Source organism: Dactylosporangium sucinum, from assembly GCF_014647515.1.
Lineage (GTDB): Bacteria > Actinomycetota > Actinomycetes > Mycobacteriales > Micromonosporaceae > Dactylosporangium > Dactylosporangium sucinum.
Map to the genome: position 1 here is coordinate 79,991 of NZ_BMPI01000034.1, position 23,957 is coordinate 103,947.

The window sequence follows — 23,957 nt, forward strand, 5'->3', positions numbered from 1 at the left end:
TTTATAGATCAGACCCCGGAGGATGTCCAGACATCCCGGAACATCCCAGCTCGCACGCGCATCGCTCATTCCCCCCGGGCCGTGTCATCAGATGAATCCAACCGATCGGGGCGATTGCGGCAGCCGCTCCTCATCGGCGCGCCCCGGCGAGACCCGCAGCACCCACGACCGGAGCTAGCCGGGCTGGCCACAACGCCAGAGTGTTGACATCGGCACCGATTCATCTTATGTTTCGTCAACGTTACGGCGGGGGCCGCCAGCCCGCCCTCCCTAACGATGACGCGCAACCAGTGGCAGCGCTGCTGTGCTGCCCAGTCCCGCATGAGCGCACCACCTCGTCGCGGCTTCATTGATCAGATGTCGATGCGCCGCGATTGACACCCCTCTGAGGAGCCGACTCTCATGCACCACAGCCACACTCCACGCCTGCCACGGCGCGACCTGCTGCGCCGCACCGCGATCGTCGCCGGCGCCGCCGCCGTCGCCGGACCTCTGGTGACCGCCGCCGAACCCGCACACGCCGCCGTCATTCCGCCCGGCGGCAACCTGCAGCAGGCGCAACAGCGCTTCGTCGACCTGCGGTTCGGCATGTTCATCCACTTCAACATGGGCACCTTCCACGACGCCGAGTGGGTGCAGCCCGGCCGCGACCCGCTGACGTTCAACCCAACAGCCCTCGACTGCGGGCAATGGGCAGCTGCGGCCAAGTCAGCCGGCATGACGTTCGGCGTGCTCACCGCTAAGCACCACGACGGCTTCTGCCTCTGGCCCAGCGCACAGACCACGTACAACGTCATGAGCAGCTCGGTCCGCCGCGACGTCGTCCAGCTCTACGTCGACGCCTTTCGCGCCGCCGGCCTACAGCCTGCCCTCTACTTCTCCATCTGGGACCGCAATCAGGGCGTCGCAAAGGACTCGATGTCGGCCGCCGACATCGCCTTCGTCAAGGCCCAGATCACCGAGCTTCTGACCGGCTACGGACCCATCCCAGCCCTCGTCATCGACGGCTGGGCCTGGCAGATGGGCCACCGTCAGGCCCCCTACGGTGAGATCCGTGACCACATCAAGGCGCTGCAACCCGACATCATCCTCGTCGACCACAACGGCCAGACCGAGCCGTTCGAAGAAGACGCCATCTACTTCGAGGAACCCAAGGGCATCTGGGCACCGGCCGGGAACACCTACGCCTGCTGCCAGGGCCAGAACATCGTCAACACGGGCTGGTTCTGGCACCCCTCGACTCCCAACGCCAGGCCGCTGAGCGCCGACAACATCGTCAACGGCCACCTCAGAGTCCTCGAGTCCCGGTACTGCACGTTCATGCTCAACTGCCCGCCCAACACAGCCGGTCAGCTCGACGCCAACATCGTCAACAGGCTTCGCGAAGTTGGTCCACTGTGGACGCCAAACCTCGCCAGGCCTGCGCTCCCTGCTCAGCCGGACGTCCTCGACCACGTCGTCACACCCGTCGCGGTGACATCAACCAGCGGCACCGCTACCAACGCCATCGACGGCATCCTCGACTACACCAGCCGCCCCGTGCAGACGCTCTGGCAGTCGACCGGCGCGCTACCCCAATCGGTAACACTCGACCTCGGCGCGGTGTATTCAAACCTCGACATGCTCACATGCCTGCCCCGCCAGGACGGCACCACGACCGGCAACATCACGTCGTACCGCATCCTCGCCAGCACCGACGGCGTCACCTACACGCAGATCACCGCTGGCGCCTGGTCGGCCGACAAGGCCCTCAAACGCGCGTCGTTCCCTCCGTTGCGCGCCCGCTACCTCCGGCTCGAGGCTGTCGCCGCGGTCGGCGGCAGCGTAGCGGTCGTCAGCGAGATCGACTGCGGCGGCGTCGCCGCCCGACCGGTCAGCGGAGGCACCGGCTACTGGAACCTCATCAACCGCTACAGCGGCAAGGCATTGGACGTCACCGCCGCATCGCTCGACAACGGCGCGCCGGTCATCCAATGGACCAGCACGAACGCAACCAATCAGCAATGGCAGCTCGTGCACGTCGGCGCAGGGTACTGCAAGCTCATCAGCCGCCACAGCGGCAAGGTACTCGACGTCACAGGGGCCTCCACGGCCGACGGTGCTCCCGTCATTCAGTGGACCGACACGACCAGCGCCAACCAGCTGTGGAAACTGGTCGGCGTCGGCGACGGTTACCACAAGCTCGTCTGCTACCGCAGCGGCAAACTGCTCGACGTTACCGGCCCGTCGACCAGTAACGGAGTGCAGGTAGTGCAATCGGCCGACCACGGCACCGCCAGCCAGCAGTGGCGGCTGACCAACGGCTGACCCCTTGCCGCTCAGCTCTCCGCGTCCGCGACGAATGCGAGAGCTGAGGTCGGCGTGAATGACGGGCTCCCGGCCGGCCTCGACGGCGTCGCCGTCGAGGCCGGCCATCGGTCGCTGGCTGCTGGGTCTTCCCGCCCCATCGCCGGGCAGCCGCACCGACGGCGCGCCTACGCCGTGGACGGCACCAAGCGGGGCCCACCGCCGACGCAAGGTCGATACATCAGATGTTGCTGGCGACAAACCGTCCGACTGGAGTCGCAGTGTCCCACTACCTCGGGATAGATGTCCAGTTATGTCCGCGTTGACACCGTTAGACATCGATCCTTAACATCAGATGTCTGGCACGGAGGTGTCAACGAAATCACTGCTTGGAGTGATCTCCATGTCCCGATCATCGCTGAGCCGGCGAGCCTTTCTGGCCGTCGCCGGTGCCACCGGAGCCGCTGCCGCCATCGGCTCCAACGAATTGCTCCACGCGGTCGCCGCCCAGGCCGCGATCCCCGGACCGACGAACTACTCCGCCACGTGGACGTCGGTCGACCAGCACCCACCGGCGCCCGAATGGTTCCAGGATGCCAAGTTCGGCATCTACTACCACTGGGGCGCTTTCAGCGTGCCGGCCTTCGCCAACGAGTGGTACCCGCGCAACATGTACAACAACGGCTCCTCCGAGAACAACCACCACAGAAGCGTCTACGGCGATCCGTCGGTATGGCCGTACCACAACTTCATCGACGGCGCCTATGACAAGGCCGGCACCTGGGCGCAGTTCGCGCCGAAGCTCAGGTCCGCCGGCGGCAACTTCGACCCCGACGAATGGGCGCAGCTGTTCGTCGACGCGGGCGCCAAGTTCGCCGGGCCGGTCGCCGAGCACCACGACGGCTTCTCCATGTGGAACAGCGGCGTCAACGAGTACAACTCCGTCGCCAAGGGGCCGAAGCTTGACCTGCTGCGGTTGCACGCCGACGCGATTCGCGCCAAAGGCCTCAAGCTCTTCGTGGCCATGCACCACGCGTACAACTTCACCGGCTTCTACCAATGGGCGCCGGCGCAGTCCGACCCGATCCTGCGGAAGGTTTACGGCCAGCTCGGTACTCCCGCCGAATACCAGCTGTGGTACGACAAGCTTCGGGAGATCGTCGACGGCTACCAGCCCGACATCCTCTGGCAGGACTTCAACCTGAGCCCGATTCCGGAGTCATACCGGCTGAACTTCCTGTCGTACTACTACAACCGCGCGGTCGCCTGGGACAAGGAGGTCGTCGCCACCTACAAGGACGGCTTCAACACCAACGGCGAGGTCTACGACTTCGAGCGCGGCGGCCCGGCGGGCATCCAGTCGCCCTACTGGCTCACCGACGACAGTGTCTCCAGCTCAAGCTGGTGCTACACCGTGGGCATTGGCTACTACTCGCTCAACGAGATGCTGCACTCGCTGATCGACCGGGTAAGCAAGAACGGCAACATGGTGCTCAACATCGCGCCGATGGCCGACGGCACCATCCCTTCCGGGCAGCGCACCGTCCTGCTGGGCATGGGTGACTACCTGAAGCGCTTCGGCGAGTCCATCTACGCCACCCGTGCGTGGAGTGCCTTCGGCGAAGGCCCGACGCAGATGGGCGGCGGCTCGTTCAGTACACCGCGTGCCGGCACCGCGCAGGACATCCGGTTCACCCGCAGCAAGGACAACCGGATCCTCTATGCCACTGTGCTCGGCTGGCCGGGTGGCACGCTGAACATCACCACCCTCAACCAGAACCGGATCAACCTCGGCACGCTGACCTCCGTGCGGCTGCTCGGCTTCACCGCCGGCACTTCCATTGACCTGCCGAACCGTACGCAGGACGGCAGCGGGCTGCGGATCACCCTGCCCTCCAGCGGCCCTCCCTTCAGCGCCGCTGCGTACGTGGTGAAGCTGACCTTCTCCGGCCAGATCCCAACCCTAGGCCCGGGTGGCAGCGGCGACTCGTCGACGGTTGCGAGCGTGTACTCCCACGTGGACTACGTCGGTGGCGCCAACCTGGCGTTGGGCAGGTACGACGCGGCGCGACTGCAGGCGGCCGGTATCGGGATGCGGAGCATCTCGTCGGTGAAGGTATCCCCCGGATACCAGGTCCTCGGCTACGCCAACGCCAACTTCACCGGCAGGAGCTGGACCTTCGCGTCCGACAACGCCGACCTTCGCAATACCGGCAACAATGACGCCATCGCCTCGGTGACCGTGACGTTCAATCCGTCGGCGTACCTGCGGATCGCGAACGCGACCACTGGGCTGGTGCTGGACAGCGGCGGGAACGTCGCATCCGGATCGGTGCTCAAGCAGTGGAGCTGGGACGGCAGCACAAACCTGCAATGGCAGTTCGTCGACCTGGGAAACGGCTTCTACCGCATCGTCAACCGCACCAACGGCATGGTCGCCGACAGCTGGGGAAACACGGCCAACGGTGCCAACGCCGTGCAGGCGCCGTGGAACGGCGGCGACAACCAGCAGTGGAGCCTCAACGGCATGGGCAACGGCCGCTACCAGATCGTCAACCGTGGCACCGGCACAGCCCTCGACGGCATGGGCAACGGCACAAACGGCTCCACCGTAGGCATGTGGATGCCGAACAACAGCCCCAACAACCAATGGACCTTCACGGTCGTATGACCGCCAGCACCGCGCCTCGTCGCAGCCGGTTGGAAGCCCTTCGGTGGTGGCTGCCACAAACTCGCGGCCTTGATGCACGTCGACACCTCGGAACGGCGGCTGCACGAAGGAAGAGAGGAACCGTCATGTACTCCTTCACACATAGGGCATCCGCCGCGGTCGGCGCGGTGCTCATGGCCGCCGCGTTGGTGATCACTGACGGCGGTGCGGCTCACGCACAGTCGGCCTCTGCCGTCAGGATCATGCCCCTGGGCGACTCGATCACAGATGGGCACAACGTCCCGGGCGGCTATCGCGTCGCGCTGTGGCAGAAGTTCGACGAAGACGGTACCGCCGTGGACTTCGTCGGCTCGGCCGCGAACGGGCCGTCGACGCTGGGAGACCGGAATCATGAGGGCCATTCAGGATGGCGGATCGACCAGATCGACGCCAATGCCGTGAGATGGATGAGGGCGAGTGCCCCACGCACCGTCCTGCTGCATGTCGGCACGAACGACATCCGTCAAAGCTATGACGTCGCCAACGCCCCGGCCCGCCTGTCGGGCCTCATCGACAAGATCCTCCAGGTCAACCCGGACGTCGAACTGTTCGTCGCACAACTCATCCCCGAGGCCGATCCGACCTTCGAGGCACGCATCCTGGCGTACAACGCCGCCCTGCCCGGCATCGTGCAGCAGAAGGCACAGGCGGGCTTCCACGTCCGGCTGGTCGACATGCACTCGGCACTGACCACCGCCGACCTCGCAGACGGAGTCCACCCGAGCGCGTCCGGTTACGCGAAGATGGCGGCCGCCTGGCACAGCGCGCTGCGCGCTGCGCCGCTCGCCCTGACCCCGTCGCCCGAGCCCCAGGTCGACGTCCCCGGCCGGCTGGGCACCTCGAACTCCAGCCGCTGCCTCGACGTGACCGGATATGTCACCGCGCCGGGCACGCCGCTGATTCTGTGGAACTGCCACACCGCCGGGAACCAGCGGTTCACCCGCAGCGCCACGGCCGAGCTGCGGGTCTTCGGCAACCGGTGCCTGGAGCCCTCCGGCACCTCGTTGCTCACCGCACTGTGCACAGGTTCCGACAACCAGAAATGGGTCTTCCGCGTCGACGGCCGAATTGTCGGTACCGCGTCGGGCCTGTGCATGACACCGGCGGGCGGCGGCACGGCCAACCACACCCCGATCAAGCTCGTCGACTGCTCAACCGCTCCCGCGCAGAGGTGGGTCGTGCGCTGATCGAATCTCGGCAGACAGACGGGTCGTGCCGGGCGGTCGCCGCCGCCCAGCACGACCCTGCCCGCGCACGGGCCAACCCGTCCACCACAACCGAAGCCGCTGCCGCAGCGCGAGCAGGTGAAAGGCCTCATCGGACAGCGAGCTCCGGCGATCGTTGCGCGGATACCGTGACGTTCCAGGTCGAGATCCGCGAGCAGGGCTTCCGCGGCAGCATCAGACGTTGCGCCGCAACCACGACATCACGACACCATGGGTCTCAGGAGATAGCTTGGATGTCATTTGATGGCACCGGCACCGAGGTCGTTGCGCCAGAAGCGTTGCAGCATCAGGAACGCGATGACGAGCGGGATCACGGACACCAACGAGCCGATGATGGTGAGGCTGAAGTACTCGGGGTAGTGGGTGACCTGCGAGTTCCAGGTGTACAGACCGAGGGTCACCGGGTAGGTGTGCTCGTCGGAGAGCATCACGAGCGGGAGCAGGAAGTTGTTCCAGATGGCGACGAACTGGAACAGGAACACGGTGACCAGACCGGGAGACATCAGCCGCAACGCGATGGAGACGAACGTGCGCAGCTCACCGGCGCCGTCGACGCGGGCGGAGGCCAGCAGCTCGTCGGGCACCGATGCCGCAGCATAGATGCGAGACAGGTACACACCGAACGGGCTGACCATCGACGGCAGCAGCACCGACCAGTAGGTGTTGGCCATCCCGACCTCGCTGAGCAACAGGTACAACGGGATCGCCAGGGCGGTGCCCGGGACGAGGACGCCGCCGAGCACGACAGAGAACGCCAGTTCCCGGCCGCGGAACTCGTACTTCGCCATCGCATAGCCGCACGCTCCCGCAAACAGGGTGGCCACGGCCGCGCCGACCAGTGAGTACAGCGCCGAGTTTGCCAGCCAGCGCAGATAGATGCTGTCGTCGTTGGTGAACAGGTCAGCCAGCTGGGAGCCAAGCGCAAAGCGTCGGCCGAACCAGAACCCGAATGTGCCGTAGAGGTCACCGGTGTCCTTGGTGGAAGCGATCGCGAGCCATAGCACCGGGGCGAGGAAGTACACGCCGAACACGAACAGCACGCTGGTGAACAGCAGCTGGCGAGGCAGTCGGCGGTTGCCCGTCGTGCGGGCGGCCGGGCCCGGCGAAACGAGCGGTCCGGGTGCGTTGACCGAGGAACCGGCCACGGTGGTGGTCATGTCTCACGCCTCCAGAGCTCGGCGCCAGGTGGCCCGCAGCAGGACAAAGGACAACACGAACGTGATCAGTGCGATACACACCGAGATCGCCGCGGAGTAGTAGATGTTGTTGCTGACGAACGCGGCGGTGTAGGCCATCAGGTTCGGGGTGTAGGCGCTGTCGACGGAACCGGTGAGTTTGGCCAGCACGGACGGTTCGGTGAACAGCTGCAGGGTGCCGATGATGGAGAACACACCGGTGAGCACCAGGGCGGGAACCAGCATCGGAACCTTGATTCGCAAGGCGATGGCGAACTCGGTGGCGCCGTCGGTGCGGGCGGCCTCGAGGATGTCGCGGGGCACGGCCTGCAGCGCCGCGAAGATGATCAGCATGTTGTAGCCGGTCCAGGACCAGGTGACGATGTTCGCGATCGACCACAGCGTCGCGTCGCTGCTGAGGAAGTTGACCCGCCCGAGTGGGGTGTGCGACAGCACGTCCGAGATCGGGCTCACGGCCGGGGAGTACAGGAATCCCCACAGGATCGCGGCGATGACGCCCGGTACGGCGTAGGGCAGGAAGTACACGATGCGGAAGGTCCGGCCGAGCCAGGCCAGCCCGCTGTCGAGGATCAGCGCGAGCGCCAATGCGATGACGAGCATGACGGGTACCTGCACGATGCCGAACAACAAGGTGCGCACAATGCCGCGACCGAACGACGGGTCGGCCAGCACCTGCGCATAGTTGTCGAACCAGACGAAGTTCACCGACGGCGCCGAGAATCCGAAGCCGCCAGTCTGGACGCGCTTGTGCAGGCTCGCCCACACCGCATAGCCGATGGGTGCGAGGTAGAAGGCGGCGAAGAGCACCGCGAACGGGGCCGCGAGCACGTACGGCGCGGCGGGTCGCCGGTTCCTGCGCCGGCGCCGGGCAGAGGCTGGCATGAGGTGCTCCACTCCTCGAAGCGGTGGGATGTGGGCCGGTGGCCGGCTCGGGTCGCGCAGCCGGCCACCGGCATTGACAGGATGAGCTGTCAAGAAAGTCAGGCCACGGGGAATCCCGCCGATTTCATGGCGGTCACGGTTTTGTCCTGGGTCTGGGTCAGGGCGTCGTTGATCGTGCCCCGGCCGGATTCCATCCTTCCGGTGGCGTCCTGGAAGAAGGTGAACGAGTCCGACATGGTCGGACCCCACCGCCAGGTCGGGGCCAGCGTCTGCGCCCCGAACGTCTCGTAGATCTTCTGACCGCCGAAGAAGTCGAACGACGCATGGTACGTGTCGGTCTTCGTCCAGTTGCTGGTGGCCATGTACAGGCCGCTGGCGGTGGCCAGCATGCTGATCGATTCGGGGTCGGTGTTGAGCCACTGGATGAACTTCGCGGCCTGCTCCGGGTGTTTGGAGCCCTTGAGGACCACGTTGGTCGAGCCGCCCCAGTTGCCCGTCTGGTTCGCTCCGGCGGTCCACTGTGGCATCGGTGCGGCGGCCCACTTGCCCGAGGTGTCCGGGGCGGCTTTCTGCAAGTTCGGTCCGCCCCACGCGCCGACGATCCAGGTGGCGAGGGTGCCGTCCTGCAGTTCCTTGTTCCAGCCGTCGCTCCAGAAGCCTTCGGCCTTGACCAGCTTGCGGTCGACCAGGTCCTGCCAGTAGCCAGCGACCTTCTTCGAGGCGTCGTCGTTGATCGACACACCCCACTTGTCGCCCTGCTGAGTGAACCAGGCTCCACCGGCCTGCCAGACCAAACCGGTGAACCAGTCGCCCTGGTTGGTGGGGAAGTTCGTGATGTAGGCGTTCGGGAACTTCGCCTTCACCAGCTCGGCGTCCCTGGCGTACTCCTGCCACGTGGCCGGCGGTGCGGTGATGCCGGCGGCGGCGAAGAGGTCTTTGCGGTAGAACAGACCCATCGGCGCGATGTCCTGTGGGATGGCGTAGATCGCCTTGCCACCCGACACTTGGGTCCAGGTCCACTCCGGGAACGCGGCCTTCGTCTCCGGCGTCACGTAGGAAGAGATGTCGACCAGGTCGCCCAGCTGGGCGAAGTTGGGCAGGAACGCGTACTCGATCTGCCCGACATCCGGGGCGTTGCCTGCCTTCACCGCCGCATACATCTTGGTGTAGGTGCCCTGCGACCCACCGGGTACCGAGTTGAGGTGGACCTGGATGTTGGGGTTCTTGCTGTTCCAAAGGTCGACGGCCTTGCCGATGTCGTCGACCCAGGACCAGAACTCCAGGGTCACCTTCCCGTCGGCGCTGCTGCTGGTGTTGTCGTCGCTGCACGCGGTGGTGGCGGACAGCGTGGTCAGGGCGAGGGCGGCTGCGCCCATGGTCAAGAACTTTCTTCTGTGCATGAGGTGTTTCCTCCATCCGAGGATTTGAGGTATGCACACACCCGGTGAGTGTCGGGTGGATTCGGAGCGTCAGGCGGTGAGCAGGGCGGTGGTGTCCCAGGCGGCCAGCTGCAGCTGGTGGCCTTCGGGGTAGGTGTCGCCCGTCCGCGCGCGCTGCGCGGTGAAGGGCAGCCGAACGCTGACCGGTTGGCCGGACCAGTTGCCGACGAACCAGAGCTTCCGACCGCCGGGCAGAGATGCCGAGTCGATGCGCACCGACGTTGGCAGCTCTGTCCACAATGGTGTAATGCCGGCAGCGGCTGCCGTCCATCGGGCGAGATCTCTCGCCAGAACCGGGTCGGGTAGGGTGCCGACCCAGGTGATGCGCCCGGCGAACCACCGGTGGGTGGTCACTGCGGGATATTGGCCCCATGACGGGTGGTCGTAGTGCAGGACCGGCTCGGCGGTGGTCACCCGCAGCAGGTCGGCCCAGTAGGTCGCCGAGGCGCCGTCGGAGGCGATCGGCTCGCCCGCCGCAACGGCCACCGGCACAGCGGTGCGCAGATTGGTGAATTCTTGGTATGCCACACCGGCCGGGACCGACAGTGGGCCGGGTGCCGTGTCGGTCCGGGCCCGGCCGTGCTCGTCGACGTAGCCCGTGCGCAGAGTGAGGACCAGGTGCCCACCCGCGGCGGCGTAGTCAACCAGCCGGCTCGCATCGGCATCGGCGAGCACGTACCCGGCCGGCACCACCAGCACTGGCCACCGGCTCAGATCCTCGCCCCGATCCTCCTCCAGGTCGATGCAAGCCATCTGGAGGCCGGCATCGAAGTAGCCACGGTAGAAGGTGTTGAAGATCCGCTCATAGGAAGCCGGATCCGGGCGCCCGGTCACGGGATCCGCCAGCGGCGGCTGGAACTGCAGTGCGTACTTGCTGTCCTGGGAGTAGAGGAACGCTACCTCGGCATCGGGTTCGGCCTGACCCAGCAACGGGGCGAGCGTAGCCAGCTCGGCGCCCAACGCGGCGATCTCGCGGTAGGGGCGGCCCGGCTGGTAGTCGTGGCCGAGGACGCCACGCCAGTAGATCTCTTTCCCGGTGTGGCAGGAGTGCCAGTGCCAGTACCCCATTCCGCGCGCCCCACGAGCGGCCAGCGCCAGCGCCGCCTGACGCCACTGGCCGTCGTAGGCGGGATGGTTCTCGTGCGGGTAGCCGGCGTTGGACGCATTCGACTCCAGTACCAGGAATCGGTCATTTTTGGCGGCGACCCGTGCCATGTCGGCCTGCAGGTACAGAGCCCATACCCCCACCCCGGCCGCCCAGGACGGCACCGGCGGCTCCGTGTGGTGATCCGGTAACTCCAGCGTGTCCTGCGTGGAGTAGTAGACGTTGACGCCAGGGATATCGACGAGGCGGGCAACCGCCCGGGCGTTGCCCGCGGGTCGGATGAGCTCGTGACCGCCGACGGTGCAGTGGGTGACGAACTGATCGGGCCGAGCCAGTTCGCGCACGATGCCGGCCTGCCAGGCCAGAAACTCGGTGACCAGGCTCGTCTGGAACCGCCGCCAGGCCAGGTTGTAGCCGGGCGAGCTGTTGTGGTCGGCCGGCCACAGATCGGCCCAGTCCCCCAGCCCGAGCGACCAATGATTGGTGCCCCACGCCTCGTTCACCGCGTCGAGGCTGCCGTACGTGGCCTTCAAGTGGTCGGCGAACCGCTCCCGCACGCCCGGGTTGTGCAACAGGTACACCCCGGTCTCGTTGTCGACCTGGAACCCGATCACGCCCGCGTGCCCGGCAAAGTGCCCCACCGCGGCGCGGATCACCCGCTCGGCGTGGAACAGGTACGCGCCGTGGGTGATGTCGACGTTCTGCCGTCCGCCGTAGGTCAGCGGCGTACCGGTACCGGTCTGGGCCAGGATCGCCGGGTAGCGTCTCGCCAGCCACGCCGGGATCGCGTAGGTGGGTGTGCCAACAATGGACGAGATACCGGCCGCGTGGCACCGGTCGACGACCCGGGTGATCCAGTCGAAGTTGAACTGCCCGTCGATCGGCTCCCACAGATGCCAGGTCGATTCGCCCACCCGCACGTAGTTGACCCCGGCGGCCCGCATCAGCTCGATGTCCGCATCGAGCCGGTCTACGGCCTCGTACTCGGGGTAGTAGGCGGCACCGAACAGCATCGCGGTCACTGCCCGTTCTCGGTCAACGCCCACACCTGGCCAAGCAGGTTGCGGTCCGGGTCGTCCATGTCGTTCTGGATTTCCAGGAACTGCTCCATCACCGCGCCCCACCCCTCGGCGGTCGCGTTGGTGGCCGGACCGGCGGCGAAGGCCCGGTAGTCGTCCACGTGCACGACGTGGAACAGGTGCACGCCACGGCGGAAGATCCGCCACTCGCTCACACCCCGCGCGCGCAGATCGTCGGCGATCTCAGCCGGCACCACCCGGTGCGCCTTCTCGTACTCCAGCTCCTGACCGGGCCGGAGCCGGGTGTACAACGCGACAATCTGCACGCTCAACCCCTCAAACAGCGGTATGTTATCGATAACAAAGTTGGGAACTGTGGAACCGGACTCCGAGTTGGGCCGGACCTGGTAGCCGTCAGATCCGCGGCGGGGCGCCCGTGCTGCGTCGCACGATGAGCTCCGGCTGGATCTGCGAGCGCAACGGTCGGCCGTCGTCGCCGCCGATGCGTCGCAGCAGCACCTGCACACAGCGCCGGCCGATCTCCTGGAAGTTCGGTCGGATCGTGGTCAACGGCGGCACCAGATACGCCGCCTCCGGGATGTCGTCGAACCCGACGACGCTGACGTCCTGCGGCACCCGACGGCCCCGTTCGGACAACGCGCGCAGCAGGCCAAGGGCCATCTGGTCGTTAGCGGCAAGCACCGCCGTGACGTCGTCCCGATCGGCCAGGTCACGGCCCAGCTCGTAGCCGGCGCGGGCTTCCCAATCCCCGACCAGCACCGCGGGCACCGGCACCCCAGCGTCGACGAGCGCCGACCGCCAGCCTGATACGCGGCCGTCCGCGGCGATCGAGTCGGTCGGCCCCGCGATGTGCCAGACGGTTCGGTGACCCAGCTGCAACAGGTACTCGGTGGCCTGCCGCGCACCGGCGGCCTCGTCGACGGTGACCACGGCGACGTGCGGGTCAAAACTGTCATCCAACGCCACCATCGGCACGTTCGCCGACACGTTCAGCAGAGCCCGGGCCATGTCCCTGTGCGGTGCGATCGTGATCATCCCGTCGACGGCCTGACCGGTGAGCAGGTCCACCGCGTCGCGCAGTGACCGCTGGTCCAGTGACCGCAGCGGTGCCACGCAGATCGCGTACCCCGCCTCCTGGGTGGCCTGCCCGATGCTCTGCAGCACGCTCGCTGGCCCGTAGCGGACCGCGTCGAAAGTGATCACGCCGATAGTACGGGTACGCCCGGTCCGCAGTGCCCGGGCGCTGGAGTTGAGCTGGTAGCCCAGCTCCCGCACCGCGGCCAGCACCCGTTCGCGGGTCTCCCGCTTGACGTGCGGGTGGTCGTTGAGCACCCTGGACACCGTCTGCGCCGACACCCCCGCGGCCGCGGCGACATCCGACATCACCAGCGGCCGGGTCTGATTCGACAGGCCACCGTCAACCTTCTCGCCCGCGATCAACGAGTCGTCGGTGGTGGGCGGAACGCCGACCTCGGTCATCGCGGCCACCTCTAGGTCATTGCACGACTGTCACATGCAGTTGGCCAGAATAGTTATCGATAACAGCACCACTGTCAAGCGCCCGTGACGCAACGGAAACCTGACCGGTATAGGGCTATGAGCTGCCCACACATGGCAGCGGCCGCACCGGGAGCAGGTCAGCCGGGCGATCGCATCGGTGTCGCTGACTAGCTTCGGCCGCAGCCGCCAGTCGCGCGCCGTACTCGGATCCCGTTGACAGGCGCTACATCGCGGTGGATCCGAACCTTGCTATCGATAACACTCTGAGGTTGACTGGATCACCGTCGACCGCGGCCGCGTCGATGGCGACATGCGTGGAGGGTGGTTGCCTGATGCCTGACAACGGTTCCGACCGTGTTCGTCTGGCGGACAGCTCGGTTCGCGTCAGTCGGTTGGGGTTGGGTTGCGCGCCGCTGGCGAACATGTACGACGTGCTGTCCGACGAGGCGGCGTCCGCCACGGTGGACGCGGCGTGGGCAGGAGGCGTTCGCTACTTCGATACCGCCCCGCACTACGGCCTCGGGGTGTCCGAGCGGCGGCTGGGTGCGGCGTTGGCGGGCCGGCCGCGCGCCGAGTATGCCATCAGCACCAAGGTGGGCCGGTTGCTGGTCGCCGACCCCGACGGCGCCGGCCGCAGCGACGACGGGTTTCTGGTGCCAGCCGACCATCGGCGGGTATGGGATTTCAGCGCCGACGGGGTGCGGCGCAGCCTGGAGGGCAGCCTGCACCGGCTCGGGGTCGATCGGGTGGACCTGGTCCTGCTGCACGACCCGGAGTTCCATGAGCAGGCGGCCATCGATGAGGGCTATCCGGCGTTGCAGGACCTGCGCGAGCAGGGGGTGATCGGGGCAATCGGCGCTGGCTCAACCCAATGGGAGGTCCTGCACCGGTTCGTCACCCGCACCGACCTGGACGCGGTCATGATCGCCGGGCGCTACACGCTGCTCGAGCAGCCAGCCCTCGACGCGTTGCTGCCCGCCTGCAGCACGCGGGGCGTCGCGGTGCTCAACGCCGGTGTCTACAACAGCGGCCTGCTCGCCCAAGACGCTCCCGATCCGTCCTCCCGCTACGACTACCGGCCGGTACCGGCACACCTGCTGGCCCGGGCGCAGGCGATCGCCGCAGTCTGCGCGCGGCACCAGACCACCCTGCCAGCCGCCGCGCTGGCGTTTGCCGCCGCGCACCCAGCGGTGGCATGCCTCGTGGTCGGTGCCGCGACGCCCGGCCAGGCGGCCCGCAACGCCGCGCTCGTCGCCGCGCCACCGGCCCCGGCCGAGCTGTGGTCCGACCTATTCGCCGAGGGACTGCTCCGACCCAACGCCCCCGTTCCAGCCGACGGTTGTCCCGACGGGTGAGCCCGCATCGCCCCAGCGCGGACGGTAGGGCGCACTGCTCGCCCGGACGACCAGCTGGGCGCGCACCACCGACCGGCCCGGTCGCTCGACCGGCCGAGCGATCTGCTCAACCATGACCGTCATCCACCGCTGGCCTCGGCTGCGGGTGGTTGCCCGGATTCGTTTGCTATCGATCATCGGCGTAGCCGTTCGCAGGCGAGCAGTGCCTGGGTCAGCAGCCTGTGAACGGCGGCCAGGTCGCCACGGTCGAGTACTCGTGGAAGGGAAACCAGCCGGTTGCGAAGCTCCGCCACCGCCTCGACAGGCTTGGCCGCCCGGGTCACGCCGCCACGGATGCGTCGCACCACGCCAGCTTTGGCCAGATGTGCCAGATCGCGGTGGACCGTCGAAGCGGAAGCACCGGTGACAGCTTTGACCTCGGCGATCGTGGCGTACTCCCGCTGAGCCACGAGCTCGAGGATCGACTGCCGGCGCTGGGCGGCGAGCTCGTGGATCATAGGCCGGGCGCGAAGGTGCGGTTGCCGAGACAGAGGGCGCTGCGGGGCAAGGTGTCTCCTCGGTACGGGGGGTCAGGACTCCATGGAGTCCCTCCAAAGGATCTCGCAAACATCTGATGCATATATACGCCAGAGCCCCAATCACGTCCAGATTCGGGACTCGACGCCGCACAATTGTGCACATACATCAGACCTAGCGGCACAGAATCTCCCGCCGGCCAGCCGGCTACGCCATCGCCGAGCACATGCGCGCAGAACTCGTCATCGACGCCCGGACCGCCGCCCGGCGCAGCCCGGCGGCAGCTTGACCGGGGCGATCCTGCGCACCGATTACCGCGCGGACCACACCACCCGGCCTTCGCCACCGTCTGCCGCGCCCGCCGTCGTCCGACAGTCAATGCGCCCGATCGGCAGCTGCCGACACCGTCGCCGAGTCGTCAAGCCCCCTCCGCGGGACTGTCGAGGGCGGCGAGCACCGCGCGGACCTGGCCCAGCCGGTCGTCGCCGAGGGGGCGCAGCACGACGGTCTGCGCGCCGGCGTCCCACAGCGTGCGGACCGCCTTGGCCGCCGTGGCGGCGGGTCCGGCGATGACAAACACGTCGGCCGGCTCGACGCCGAGCCACGCGGCCTGCGTGGCGACGATCCGGTCGGTCGCGGCGCGTACACGAGCAGCATCGTCATCGGCGCAGAGATAGGTGAAGACAGTCAGTTCGTGCCGGGCGGGCGCGCCGGGCGCGGCCCGGCCTTTGTCGATGTGCGCGAGCGCGGCGGCGACCTCGCGGGGTCCGTGGCCCTCGGCGACGATGGTGCCGTCGGCGACGCGGCCGGAGAGCTCGAGTGAGCGGGGGCGCACGACACCGGCGAGGATGGCGGGCGGTTCGGCGGGCGGGTGCCACAGCTGCACGTCACGCAGGTGTACTGCGCGACCATCGAGCGTGACGGGCCCGCCGCGCAGGAGCGACCGCACAGCGCGGATGGTCTCTTCAAGGAGCGCGAGCTTCTGCGGGGTGGAGGCGCCGACCTGCGCCATCCACTCGGATACGCCGTGTCCGATGCCGGTAACGAAGCGGCCGGGGTACAGCCGAGCGAGCGTCGCCGCCTCCATGGCGAGCAGGGCTGGGTTGCGCAGCGGCGCCGGCACGATCCCGATCCCCACCCGCAGCCGTTGCGTGCTCGCCAGCACGGCGGCCGCCGAGGCGATCGCGCCACCCCAGCCGAGATCCTCGACCAGCCAGAAATCATCAACCCGCAACACGTCGAGGGCCTGCGCGAAACCAACAAGCTCCTCCGGCTCCCGGTCACAGTCGAACATGACGCCGATGCGGCACTCAGGACGTGGTATTGAGGACATAGGGCCACCTTTGCAGAGAAGTGAGCGTCCTCCGCGACGATCACGGAAGGGCGTGCGACAGCGACCTACGGCTCGACCTACGGCTCGACCTTCGGTCGCAGGTCGCGGCCGACGGCTGAATGTCCGATGCTGGGCAGTCCCGCAGCGACCTTATGACCATCGGCAACCTGTTGGCGTACTGCTCGATGCGATGTGGGGCCGACTGGACCAGGTCGCCGAGCACCGCGGGGTCGATCCATCGGCGTCAACGGCGGCGCCGGCGGCGCCGTTGCCGGGTCGCGGGCAGGGCCGCGACCCGGCCTTCCAGCCGCGCATCCGATCCCGTGGCCCGCGACGGCGCATGCGGCGCGGTCATACCTGCCTCCGGCGCAGCACTGTGACCGCGTGCGGACCGAGCAAACCGGGGGCGGCGGTATCGCCAGCCTGCTGCATGTACAGGATGGCGCCCTCGACGCCGGACAGATCCCGCGGCTCGCCAGTGCGGTTGACGAGGAACCAGTACTCGGCGTCGGCGGACTGCCGGACGGCGAGCTCGACCTGTCCGCGCAGCGTGTCGGGCAACTCACTGCGCACGCCGGCGGTGTCGAGGACGTCGGTCAGCACAGGCCGCAGTCCCGCCGGTCCGAGCCGGGTCGACACGTAGGTCGCCGATCCAGTACCGACACTGCGGCGGGTGATCGCGGCGCGGCCGGCCAGGTCACCGGACTTGTACCAGGCGAGCACCTCGACGTCGGCGTCGATGATGTCGATGCGGTCGGTCCACAGGATGCCGGTCGTGCCGTTGTCGAGTTCAACGCTCTGGTCGTCGAGCAGCGGGGCGAACTCCTCGATCCGGATGCCGAGCAGGTCCCGCAGTGCGCCGGGATAGCCGCCGAGCCAGACGTGGTCGTGCTCATCGACGATGCCGGAGAAGTAGGTCGTGACGAGATGGCCGCCGTCGGCGACATAGGCGCGCAGCCGATCGGCGAGCGCGGCGGGCACGACGTGCAGGATCGGGGCGACGAGCAGGTCGTAGTGCTCCAGTTCGGCGGTGACCGGGACGACGTCCGCGCGGACGCCGAGGTCGACGAGCGCGGTGTACCAGTCCAGGGCTTCCCGGCGGTAGCGCAGCCGGTCGGTGGGGTGCGAGTCGTGCTCGGCGGTCCACCAGGACTCCCAGTCGAAGACGACAGCAGCCCGGGCCGGTTGGCGGGTCGTGCCGGCGACCTCGGCCAGATCACGCAGCGCCGCGCCGAGTTCCGTGACCGCGCGGAAGACGGCGCTGTCCTCCCCGGCGTGCGGCAGCATGCCGGAGTGGTACTTCTCTGCGCCGGCCGCGGACTGCCGCCACTGGAAGAAGCACACGGCGTCGGCGCCGTGGGCCACGTGGGTGAGCGAGTCACGGGCCAGCCCACCCGGGGCCTTCGCGACGTTGACCGGTTGCCAGTTCACCGCGCTGGTGGAGTGTTCCATGAGGTACCAGGGCCGGCCGCCGGCGATGTTGCCGGTGAGGTTGGCCGAGAACGACAGCTCGTCGAATGCCTGCGGACCGGGCACGACGTAGTGGTCGTTGGCGACGAAGTCGACCTCGGACGCCCAGTCGGCGTAGTGCATCCCCTTGGTCTCGCCCATGATCATGAAGTTGGTGGTGACCGGGATCCCGGGCGTCACCTCGCGCAGCACCGTGCACTCGGCCCGCAGGTAGTCCTTGAGCGCGTCAGAGGAGAACCGTTTGAAGTCCAGCTGTTGGGTGGGGTTCGGGTGCGAGGCCGCCAGGCGTGGCGGCAGGACCTGCGCCCACTCGCTGTACCGCTGCGACCAGAACGCCGTGCCCCAGGCTTGGTTCAGCGCCTCGACGGTGCCGTACCGCCGGCACAGCCACTGCCGGAACGCGTCCGCGGCGTCGTCGGAGTAGTCGTAGATGTTGTGGCAGCCGAGTTCGTTGTTGACGTGCCAGGCGGCCAGCGCCGGGTGGCTGCCGTAGCGCCCGGCGAGTGCCCGGACCAGACGCAACGCGTGCTCGCGGAAGACCGGCGACGTCGGCCGCCAGTGCTGCCGCGCGCCGGGCCACACCGTCCGGCCGTCGCGGTCGACGGGCAGGATCTCCGGATGTGCCGTGGTCAGCCATGGCGGCGGTGATGCCGTTGCCGTGGCCAGGTCCACGGCGATGCCGTTGGTGTGCAACAGGTCCATGATGTCGTCGAGCCACGCGAAGTCCCACTCGTCCGCGCGGGGCTGGATGCGCGCCCAGGAGAAGATGGCGAGGGAGACGATGTTGACTCCGGCCACCTTCATTGCCCGCACGTCGTCGTCCCACACGTGACGCGGCCACTGCTCCGGGTTGTAGTCGGCGCCGAACCCGAGGCGTGGCCGGGCGGGGTCCGACGGCCAGCGCAGCCATCGGTGACCGTGGTGTTCCTGCACAGCTTCTCCTGGTTGCTACGTGCTGATGGTTACGTAAACATGTCCGTCCGGCCGCCGCCCTGGACGGCCGGACGGACCGGGGATCATTTGACCGTGAAGCCTTGTTCCTTGCCGTACTTCACGGAGGCGTCCTGCCAGGCCTTGAGGCCGTCCTGCAGGGTGGTGCCGCCGAGGTAGGCCTTGCCGGCGGTGTCACCGAAGACGTTGTTGGCGTAGACCTGGAACGGCAGGTAGGACCAGCCGGTGACGACCTGCCCGGCGGCGTCGGCGAGGACCTGGTTGACCTTCTGGCCGCCGAAGTACGGGAACTCCTTGTCCTTGAACGCCGGCGAGTTGAGCTGGGCGGTGGTGGCCGGGAACGCACCGTTGTCGGCCCGGCTCTGCGCGCCGGCCTCGACGGTGGCGTACTTCAGGAACGCCCAGGCGAGCTTCTTGTTCGCGCCGGCGGCGGGGATCGCCAGGGCGCTGCCGCCGTTCTCCGAGGTGGCCTTGCCACCCGCCTCCCATTGCGGCATCGGCGCGACCCGCCACTTGCCCGAAGCGGCCTTCACGCCCGATTCGAGGTTGGCCGGCATCCAGGCGCCGATGACGAGGGTGGCGATAGTCCCATCGCCGAGGCCCTTGTACCAGGCGTCGCTCCAACTGGTCACCGGCGCGAGCAGCTTGCCGTCGACGAGCTGCTGCCAGAGTGTCGTGTACCGCTTGGTGCCGGCGTCGGCGAAGTCGACACCGACCGTGGTGCCGTCGACCTGGTAGGGCTTGCCACCGGCCTGCCAGATCATGCTGGTGGTGAACCCGGCGTCGCCGGTGTCGCTGGTGATGTATGCCTTCGGGTCGGCCGCGTGCAACTTCTTGGCGGCGGCGACGTACTCGTCCCAGGTGGCCGGCACCGCGATGCCGTACTTGTCGAAGACCTCCTTGTTGTAGAACAGCGCCATCGGCCCCGAGTCCATCGGCAGGCCGTAGACGGTGCCGCCGGACCGCACCCCGTTCCACGGGCCGGGTGTGAACGTGCCGTCGAGCGCGCCGGCGCCGTAGGGGCCGAGGTCGGTCAATGACCTGGCGAGGGCGAACTGCGGCAGCGCGTAGTACTCGACCTGGGCCAGATCGGGCACCCCGGAGCCGGCCTTGATCGCGTTCTGCAGGGCCGTGTACTGCTTGTCACCGGTGCCGGCGTTGACCAGGTCGACCTTGACCTTGGGGTACTTGGCCTGGAAGTCGGTGACGACCTGCTTCAGCGTCGGCTCCCAGGCCCAGACCGTGATGGTGCCGCCGGCGTCGAGCGCGGCCTGGACGTCGGCCTCGGACACGGGGCCGGACTGTTCGCCGGGGCCGCTGTCACCGCCGGAGCCGCATCCGGTGGCGAGTAGCGCCACGGACAGCGCGGCACTGGCGAGCAGCCTACGGCGACGGATGACCGTCATGAGTGTTCCCTTCGTGGGGTGTGCCTACCGGGATTACGTGGGTGTGTGGGGCGGGGCTGAGGACCGTGCGCCGGTCATTCCTTGACGCTTCCGGCGGACAGGCCCGACTGCCAGTACCGCTGCAGCAGCAGGAACGCCGCGATCAGCGGGACGATGGTGAGCAGCGAGCCGGTGATCACGAGGTTGAAGACCGCTTCGCCGCCCGCGGTGCCGGCCTGCTGGTTCCATTCGTTGAGGCCGAGGGTGAGCGGGTACCAGTCCGGGTCCTTGAGCATGATCAGCGGCAGGAAGTAGTTGTTCCACGTCGCCACGACGTTGAAGAGCAGGACGGTGACGGTGCCCGGGGCCAGCAGCGGCGCGGCGATCGAGAAGAAGGTGCGCAACTCCCCCGCGCCGTCGACACTGGCTGATTCGAGCATCTCGTCGGGCACGGCGTCGCGGGCGAAGGTCCACATCAGGTACAGGCCGAACGGCGAGACCAGCGACGGGACGATGATCGCCCACGGGGTGTTCGTCAGGCCCAGGTTCGAGAACATCAGAAAGATCGGCACCGCCAGCGCGGTACCCGGCACCGCGACCGCGCCGATGACCAGCGCGAACACCGCGCGTTTGCCCAGGAAGTCGAACTTGGCCAGGCCGTAGCCGGCCAGCGCCGCCAGCAGGGTCGCGCCGCCGGCGCCGACGATGACGTACAGCAGCGTGTTGAGCAGCCAGCGAGTGAAGACGCCGTCGTCGTAGGTGAAGGTGTCGGCGACGTTGCCGAACAGCGCGAAGTCGCGGTCGAACCACAGACCGAACGACCGGAACAGGCCGTCCTGCGTCTTGGTCGCGTTGATCAGCAGCCAGGCCAGCGGCAGCAGCGTGTAGACCAGCATGAGCCCGGTCAGCGCGGTGAGCGTGAGACTGCGGCGCCGCCGCGGCGACCGCCGCCGCGCAGCGGTGCGATCGCCGGCGGCCGGGCGGGTCGTCGGGTCGGCGAGGGCGGTGGTCACCATGGTCAGCCCGCCTTCCGCGCGCCGCGCAGCTGCACCAGGTAGGCGACGACCATGGTGAGCACGCCCATGACGATGGCGACCGTGGCGGCGTAGTTGTACTGCTGTCCGGCGAACGACAGCGAGTAGGCGTACAAATTGGGCGTGAAGTACGTGGTGATCGAGTTCGGCGCCATCGTCTTGAGGATTCTGGGCTCGTTGAACAGCTGGAAGCTGCCGATGATCGAGAAGATCGTGGCGATGAGCAGAGGTCCCCGCAGCGCCGGCAGCTTGATCGCCGTGACGATGCGCACCTGCCCGGCGCCGTCCATCTCCGCCGCTTCGTACAGCGACGGGTTCACCACCCGCAGCGCCGAGTAGAGGATCAGCATGTTGTAGCCGACGAACTCCCAGGTCACGATGTTGCCGATCGAGGCAAGGATCAGGTCCAGGGACAGCGGGTCGGGCAGCGTCACGCCGAGCATCTCGTTGAGGTTGCCGACGAGACCGAAGCGGTTGCCGTACATGAAGCCCCAGATGAGCGTGGCGACGACCGCGGGCACCGCGTACGGCAGGAACACCGAGATACGGAAGAACCCGGCGCCGTGCAGGCGACCGCTGTCGATCACCAGGGCGACGAGCAACGCCAGGAACAGCATGATCGGCACCTGCACGGCCAGGAACAGCGCCACCCGGCCGAAGCCGGACCAGAACTGCGGGTCGCTGAGCGCCTTCACGTAGTTGTCGGCGCCGACGAACGTGGTGCCGCCGACGAGCCGGGTGCGGAACACACTCAGGTAGAGCGAGTAGCCGATCGGGGCGAGGAAGACCAGGGCGAAGACCGTCATGAACGGCCCGACGAACCGCCACCCGACCCAGGATCGTCGTCGCCGGGCCGGCGCCCGGTCGAGTGCCGTGACGCTTGCGAGCCCTGCCGAGGCCATCGGTGCGCTCCTTCCCGTCCGCACGACCGGACGTTCAGTGTTTACGTAAACATTCACGATCGGTTTCCGCCACACGACAAGTGGCGACAGGAGGGTTACAGTCGGCAATGTTTACGTAAACTTGGTTGCGGTATAGTGACACCCCTCACCAACGTCGTCAAGCCGGTGACACCGACCGTGCGCAGTAGGCAGGGAGCAGCATGGATCTCGACGCCCAAGGGCACCGCCCACAGCTCGTGCCCATGGGCGGCGCACAGCGCGGCGGTTCGGGCATCCCCGGCGGTCGCCGCAAGCAACGCGTCTCCATGGCCGACGTGGCCAAGCTCGCCGGCGTCTCCTCGCAGACCGTCTCCCGGGTCTCCAACGGCCACCCCAGCGTCGTCGAGGAGACCCGCGAGCTGGTCCTGGCAGCGATGCGGGAGCTGGGCTACCGGCCCAACAGCGCCGCCCGCGCCCTGCGCTACGGCCAGTTCAACACCATCGGCGTCATCCTCTTCAGCCTCTCCTCCACCGGCAACAGCCGCACCGTCGAGGCGATCGCCACCCACGCCGCGGCCGAGGGCTACGCCATCACGCTGATCCCGGTCGGGGCGCCCACCCAGGACAACGTGCTCGGCGCCTTCACCCGCATGGGCGAGCTCGCCGTCGACGGCGTCATCGTCATCATCGAGGTCCACCTCCTCGACGCCAGCACGGTCGCGCTCCCGCCGGGCGTGCACGTCGTGGTCGTCGACTCCGACGCCGGTGACCGCTACCCGGTCGTCGACACCGACCAGGCCGACGGCGCCCGGCAGGCCGTCCGGCACCTGCTCGACCTCGGCCACCGCACCGTCTGGCACGTTGCCGGGCCGGCCGAGTCGTTCGCCGCGGAGCGCCGCGCCAAGGCCTGGCGGGAGACCCTGGAGGCCGCCGGCTGCCCGCTGCCGCCGATCGAGCGCGGCGACTGGTCCGCCGAATCGGGCTACCGGGCCGGCCTCCGGCTGGCTGACAAGTCCGACTGCACCGGTATCTTCGCGGCCAACGACCAGATGGCCCTGGGGGTACTGCGAGCCCTGCACGAGCGCGGGCGCATCGTGCCCACGGACATCAGCGTGGTGGGCTTCGACGACATCCCCGACGCCGCGTCGTACCTGCCCCCGCTGACCACCGTGCACCAGGACTTCGCCGAAGTCGGCCGACGCTGCGTGCAGGCACTGCTCCGGCAGATTCGCAACGAACCCGCCGGCCCTGGCACCGACCTCGTCCCGACCCACCTCATCGTGCGCGGCAGCACCACGCCAGCAACTGGCTGAAGCCCCGTGGGCTAGGTTCATTTCGACTCGGTCCCTGCTGATCGCGGGTCGCGCGCCCCGGCCACCCGTTCACACCACGAACGAGGGCTACGTCCTCATCGGCAGCACCGGGCAGCCGGGCCGCAGCGCCGAGCAGGAGTAGCAGACACGCTGTGGAGGGCACATAGCGTGCAGGCCCTTCGAGGAAGACATCCGGGCGCGGATCACCGGCTGGAACGGCCATCCGCGCCCGGATGCCTGGAGCAATCCGGACCAGTTTCCGGCGTGGAACAGTAGGGCCCGCCACACTCCGCTGGCCACCACATCGGCGGCCGGAGGCCAACCCAATCCGCCGT

At 67.9% G+C, this 23,957-nt stretch carries 17 protein-coding genes; 5 read left to right on the forward strand and 12 right to left on the reverse strand.

Features of this window, described 5'->3' with window-relative positions; genetic code table 11:
* The first annotated feature begins 402 nt into the window (after nt 1-402).
* The 3 genes from IEZ31_RS30745 to IEZ31_RS30755 all read left to right on the forward strand — a co-directional run bounded on the left by IEZ31_RS30745 (nt 403) and on the right by IEZ31_RS30755 (nt 6,183).
* Nucleotides 403-2,307, forward strand: coding sequence for an RICIN domain-containing protein (locus IEZ31_RS30745; RefSeq protein WP_190253513.1), 1,905 nt, complete (start codon nt 403-405; stop codon nt 2,305-2,307).
* A gap of 382 nt (nt 2,308-2,689) precedes the next feature.
* Entirely contained in the window at nt 2,690-4,957 is a 2,268-nt protein-coding gene (locus IEZ31_RS30750) for an alpha-L-fucosidase (RefSeq protein ID WP_190253514.1), read from the forward strand.
* On the forward strand, nt 4,954-6,183 hold the full coding sequence (locus IEZ31_RS30755) for a ricin-type beta-trefoil lectin domain protein (RefSeq protein WP_229836004.1): 1,230 nt from the start codon (nt 4,954-4,956) through the stop codon (nt 6,181-6,183). Before IEZ31_RS30750 ends, IEZ31_RS30755 begins: the two co-directional genes overlap by 4 nt.
* A 275-nt stretch (nt 6,184-6,458) precedes the next feature.
* Here IEZ31_RS30755 and IEZ31_RS30760 read toward each other — a convergent pair whose 3' ends face one another.
* The 6 genes from IEZ31_RS30760 to IEZ31_RS30785 form a co-directional block, all read right to left on the reverse strand.
* A complete protein-coding gene (locus tag IEZ31_RS30760) occupies nt 6,459-7,379 on the reverse strand; it encodes a carbohydrate ABC transporter permease (RefSeq protein ID WP_190253515.1) in 921 nt (306 codons plus the stop codon).
* A gap of 3 nt (nt 7,380-7,382) precedes the next feature.
* Nucleotides 7,383-8,300, reverse strand: a complete 918-nt coding sequence (locus IEZ31_RS30765) for a carbohydrate ABC transporter permease (protein WP_190253516.1) — start codon at nt 8,298-8,300, stop codon at nt 7,383-7,385.
* A 98-nt stretch (nt 8,301-8,398) separates the two neighbouring features.
* Nucleotides 8,399-9,700: an ABC transporter substrate-binding protein gene (locus IEZ31_RS30770; protein WP_229836005.1), complete on the reverse strand. Its 1,302-nt coding sequence runs from the start codon at nt 9,698-9,700 to the stop codon at nt 8,399-8,401.
* A 69-nt stretch (nt 9,701-9,769) separates the two neighbouring features.
* The gene (locus tag IEZ31_RS30775) at nt 9,770-11,968 is read right to left on the reverse strand and encodes a beta-galactosidase (RefSeq protein ID WP_190253518.1); all 2,199 of its coding nucleotides are present in this window, start codon (nt 11,966-11,968) and stop codon (nt 9,770-9,772) included.
* Complete coding sequence (locus IEZ31_RS30780; RefSeq protein WP_190253519.1) at nt 11,863-12,189, reverse strand: L-rhamnose mutarotase; 327 nt, start codon at nt 12,187-12,189, stop codon at nt 11,863-11,865. The genes IEZ31_RS30775 and IEZ31_RS30780 overlap by 106 nt, the downstream gene beginning before the upstream one ends.
* Nucleotides 12,190-12,277: 88 nt before the next feature.
* Nucleotides 12,278-13,363, reverse strand: a complete 1,086-nt coding sequence (locus tag IEZ31_RS30785; RefSeq protein WP_190253520.1) for a LacI family DNA-binding transcriptional regulator — start codon at nt 13,361-13,363, stop codon at nt 12,278-12,280.
* A gap of 335 nt (nt 13,364-13,698) precedes the next feature.
* On the opposite strand from IEZ31_RS30785, the gene IEZ31_RS30790 reads away from it, so the two are divergent.
* Nucleotides 13,699-14,739, forward strand: a complete 1,041-nt coding sequence (locus IEZ31_RS30790; RefSeq protein ID WP_229836006.1) for an aldo/keto reductase — start codon at nt 13,699-13,701, stop codon at nt 14,737-14,739.
* A gap of 173 nt (nt 14,740-14,912) precedes the next feature.
* Here IEZ31_RS30790 and IEZ31_RS30795 read toward each other — a convergent pair whose 3' ends face one another.
* The 6 genes from IEZ31_RS30795 to IEZ31_RS30820 form a co-directional block, all read right to left on the reverse strand.
* Nucleotides 14,913-15,236 (reverse strand): DeoR family transcriptional regulator, encoded by a 324-nt coding sequence (locus tag IEZ31_RS30795; RefSeq protein WP_190253521.1) that lies wholly within the window; start codon nt 15,234-15,236, stop codon nt 14,913-14,915.
* A gap of 437 nt (nt 15,237-15,673) precedes the next feature.
* Nucleotides 15,674-16,588, reverse strand: a complete 915-nt coding sequence (locus IEZ31_RS30800; RefSeq protein WP_190253522.1) for an LLM class flavin-dependent oxidoreductase — start codon at nt 16,586-16,588, stop codon at nt 15,674-15,676.
* A 351-nt stretch (nt 16,589-16,939) separates the two neighbouring features.
* The gene (locus IEZ31_RS30805) at nt 16,940-18,991 is read right to left on the reverse strand and encodes a beta-galactosidase (RefSeq protein ID WP_190253523.1); all 2,052 of its coding nucleotides are present in this window, start codon (nt 18,989-18,991) and stop codon (nt 16,940-16,942) included.
* Nucleotides 18,992-19,074: 83 nt separating this feature from the next.
* Nucleotides 19,075-20,415, reverse strand: a complete 1,341-nt coding sequence (locus tag IEZ31_RS30810; RefSeq protein WP_190253524.1) for an ABC transporter substrate-binding protein — start codon at nt 20,413-20,415, stop codon at nt 19,075-19,077.
* Nucleotides 20,416-20,489: 74 nt separating this feature from the next.
* Nucleotides 20,490-21,410 carry a carbohydrate ABC transporter permease gene (locus IEZ31_RS30815; protein WP_190253525.1) on the reverse strand — a complete coding sequence of 307 codons (921 nt, stop codon included), beginning with the start codon at nt 21,408-21,410 and terminating at the stop codon, nt 20,490-20,492.
* 2 nt (nt 21,411-21,412) lie between these two features.
* Nucleotides 21,413-22,330, reverse strand: coding sequence for a carbohydrate ABC transporter permease (locus IEZ31_RS30820; protein ID WP_190253526.1), 918 nt, complete (start codon nt 22,328-22,330; stop codon nt 21,413-21,415).
* A gap of 200 nt (nt 22,331-22,530) precedes the next feature.
* On the opposite strand from IEZ31_RS30820, the gene IEZ31_RS30825 reads away from it, so the two are divergent.
* Nucleotides 22,531-23,622, forward strand: a complete 1,092-nt coding sequence (locus IEZ31_RS30825) for a LacI family DNA-binding transcriptional regulator (protein ID WP_229836007.1) — start codon at nt 22,531-22,533, stop codon at nt 23,620-23,622.
* Nucleotides 23,623-23,957 lie beyond the last annotated feature (335 nt).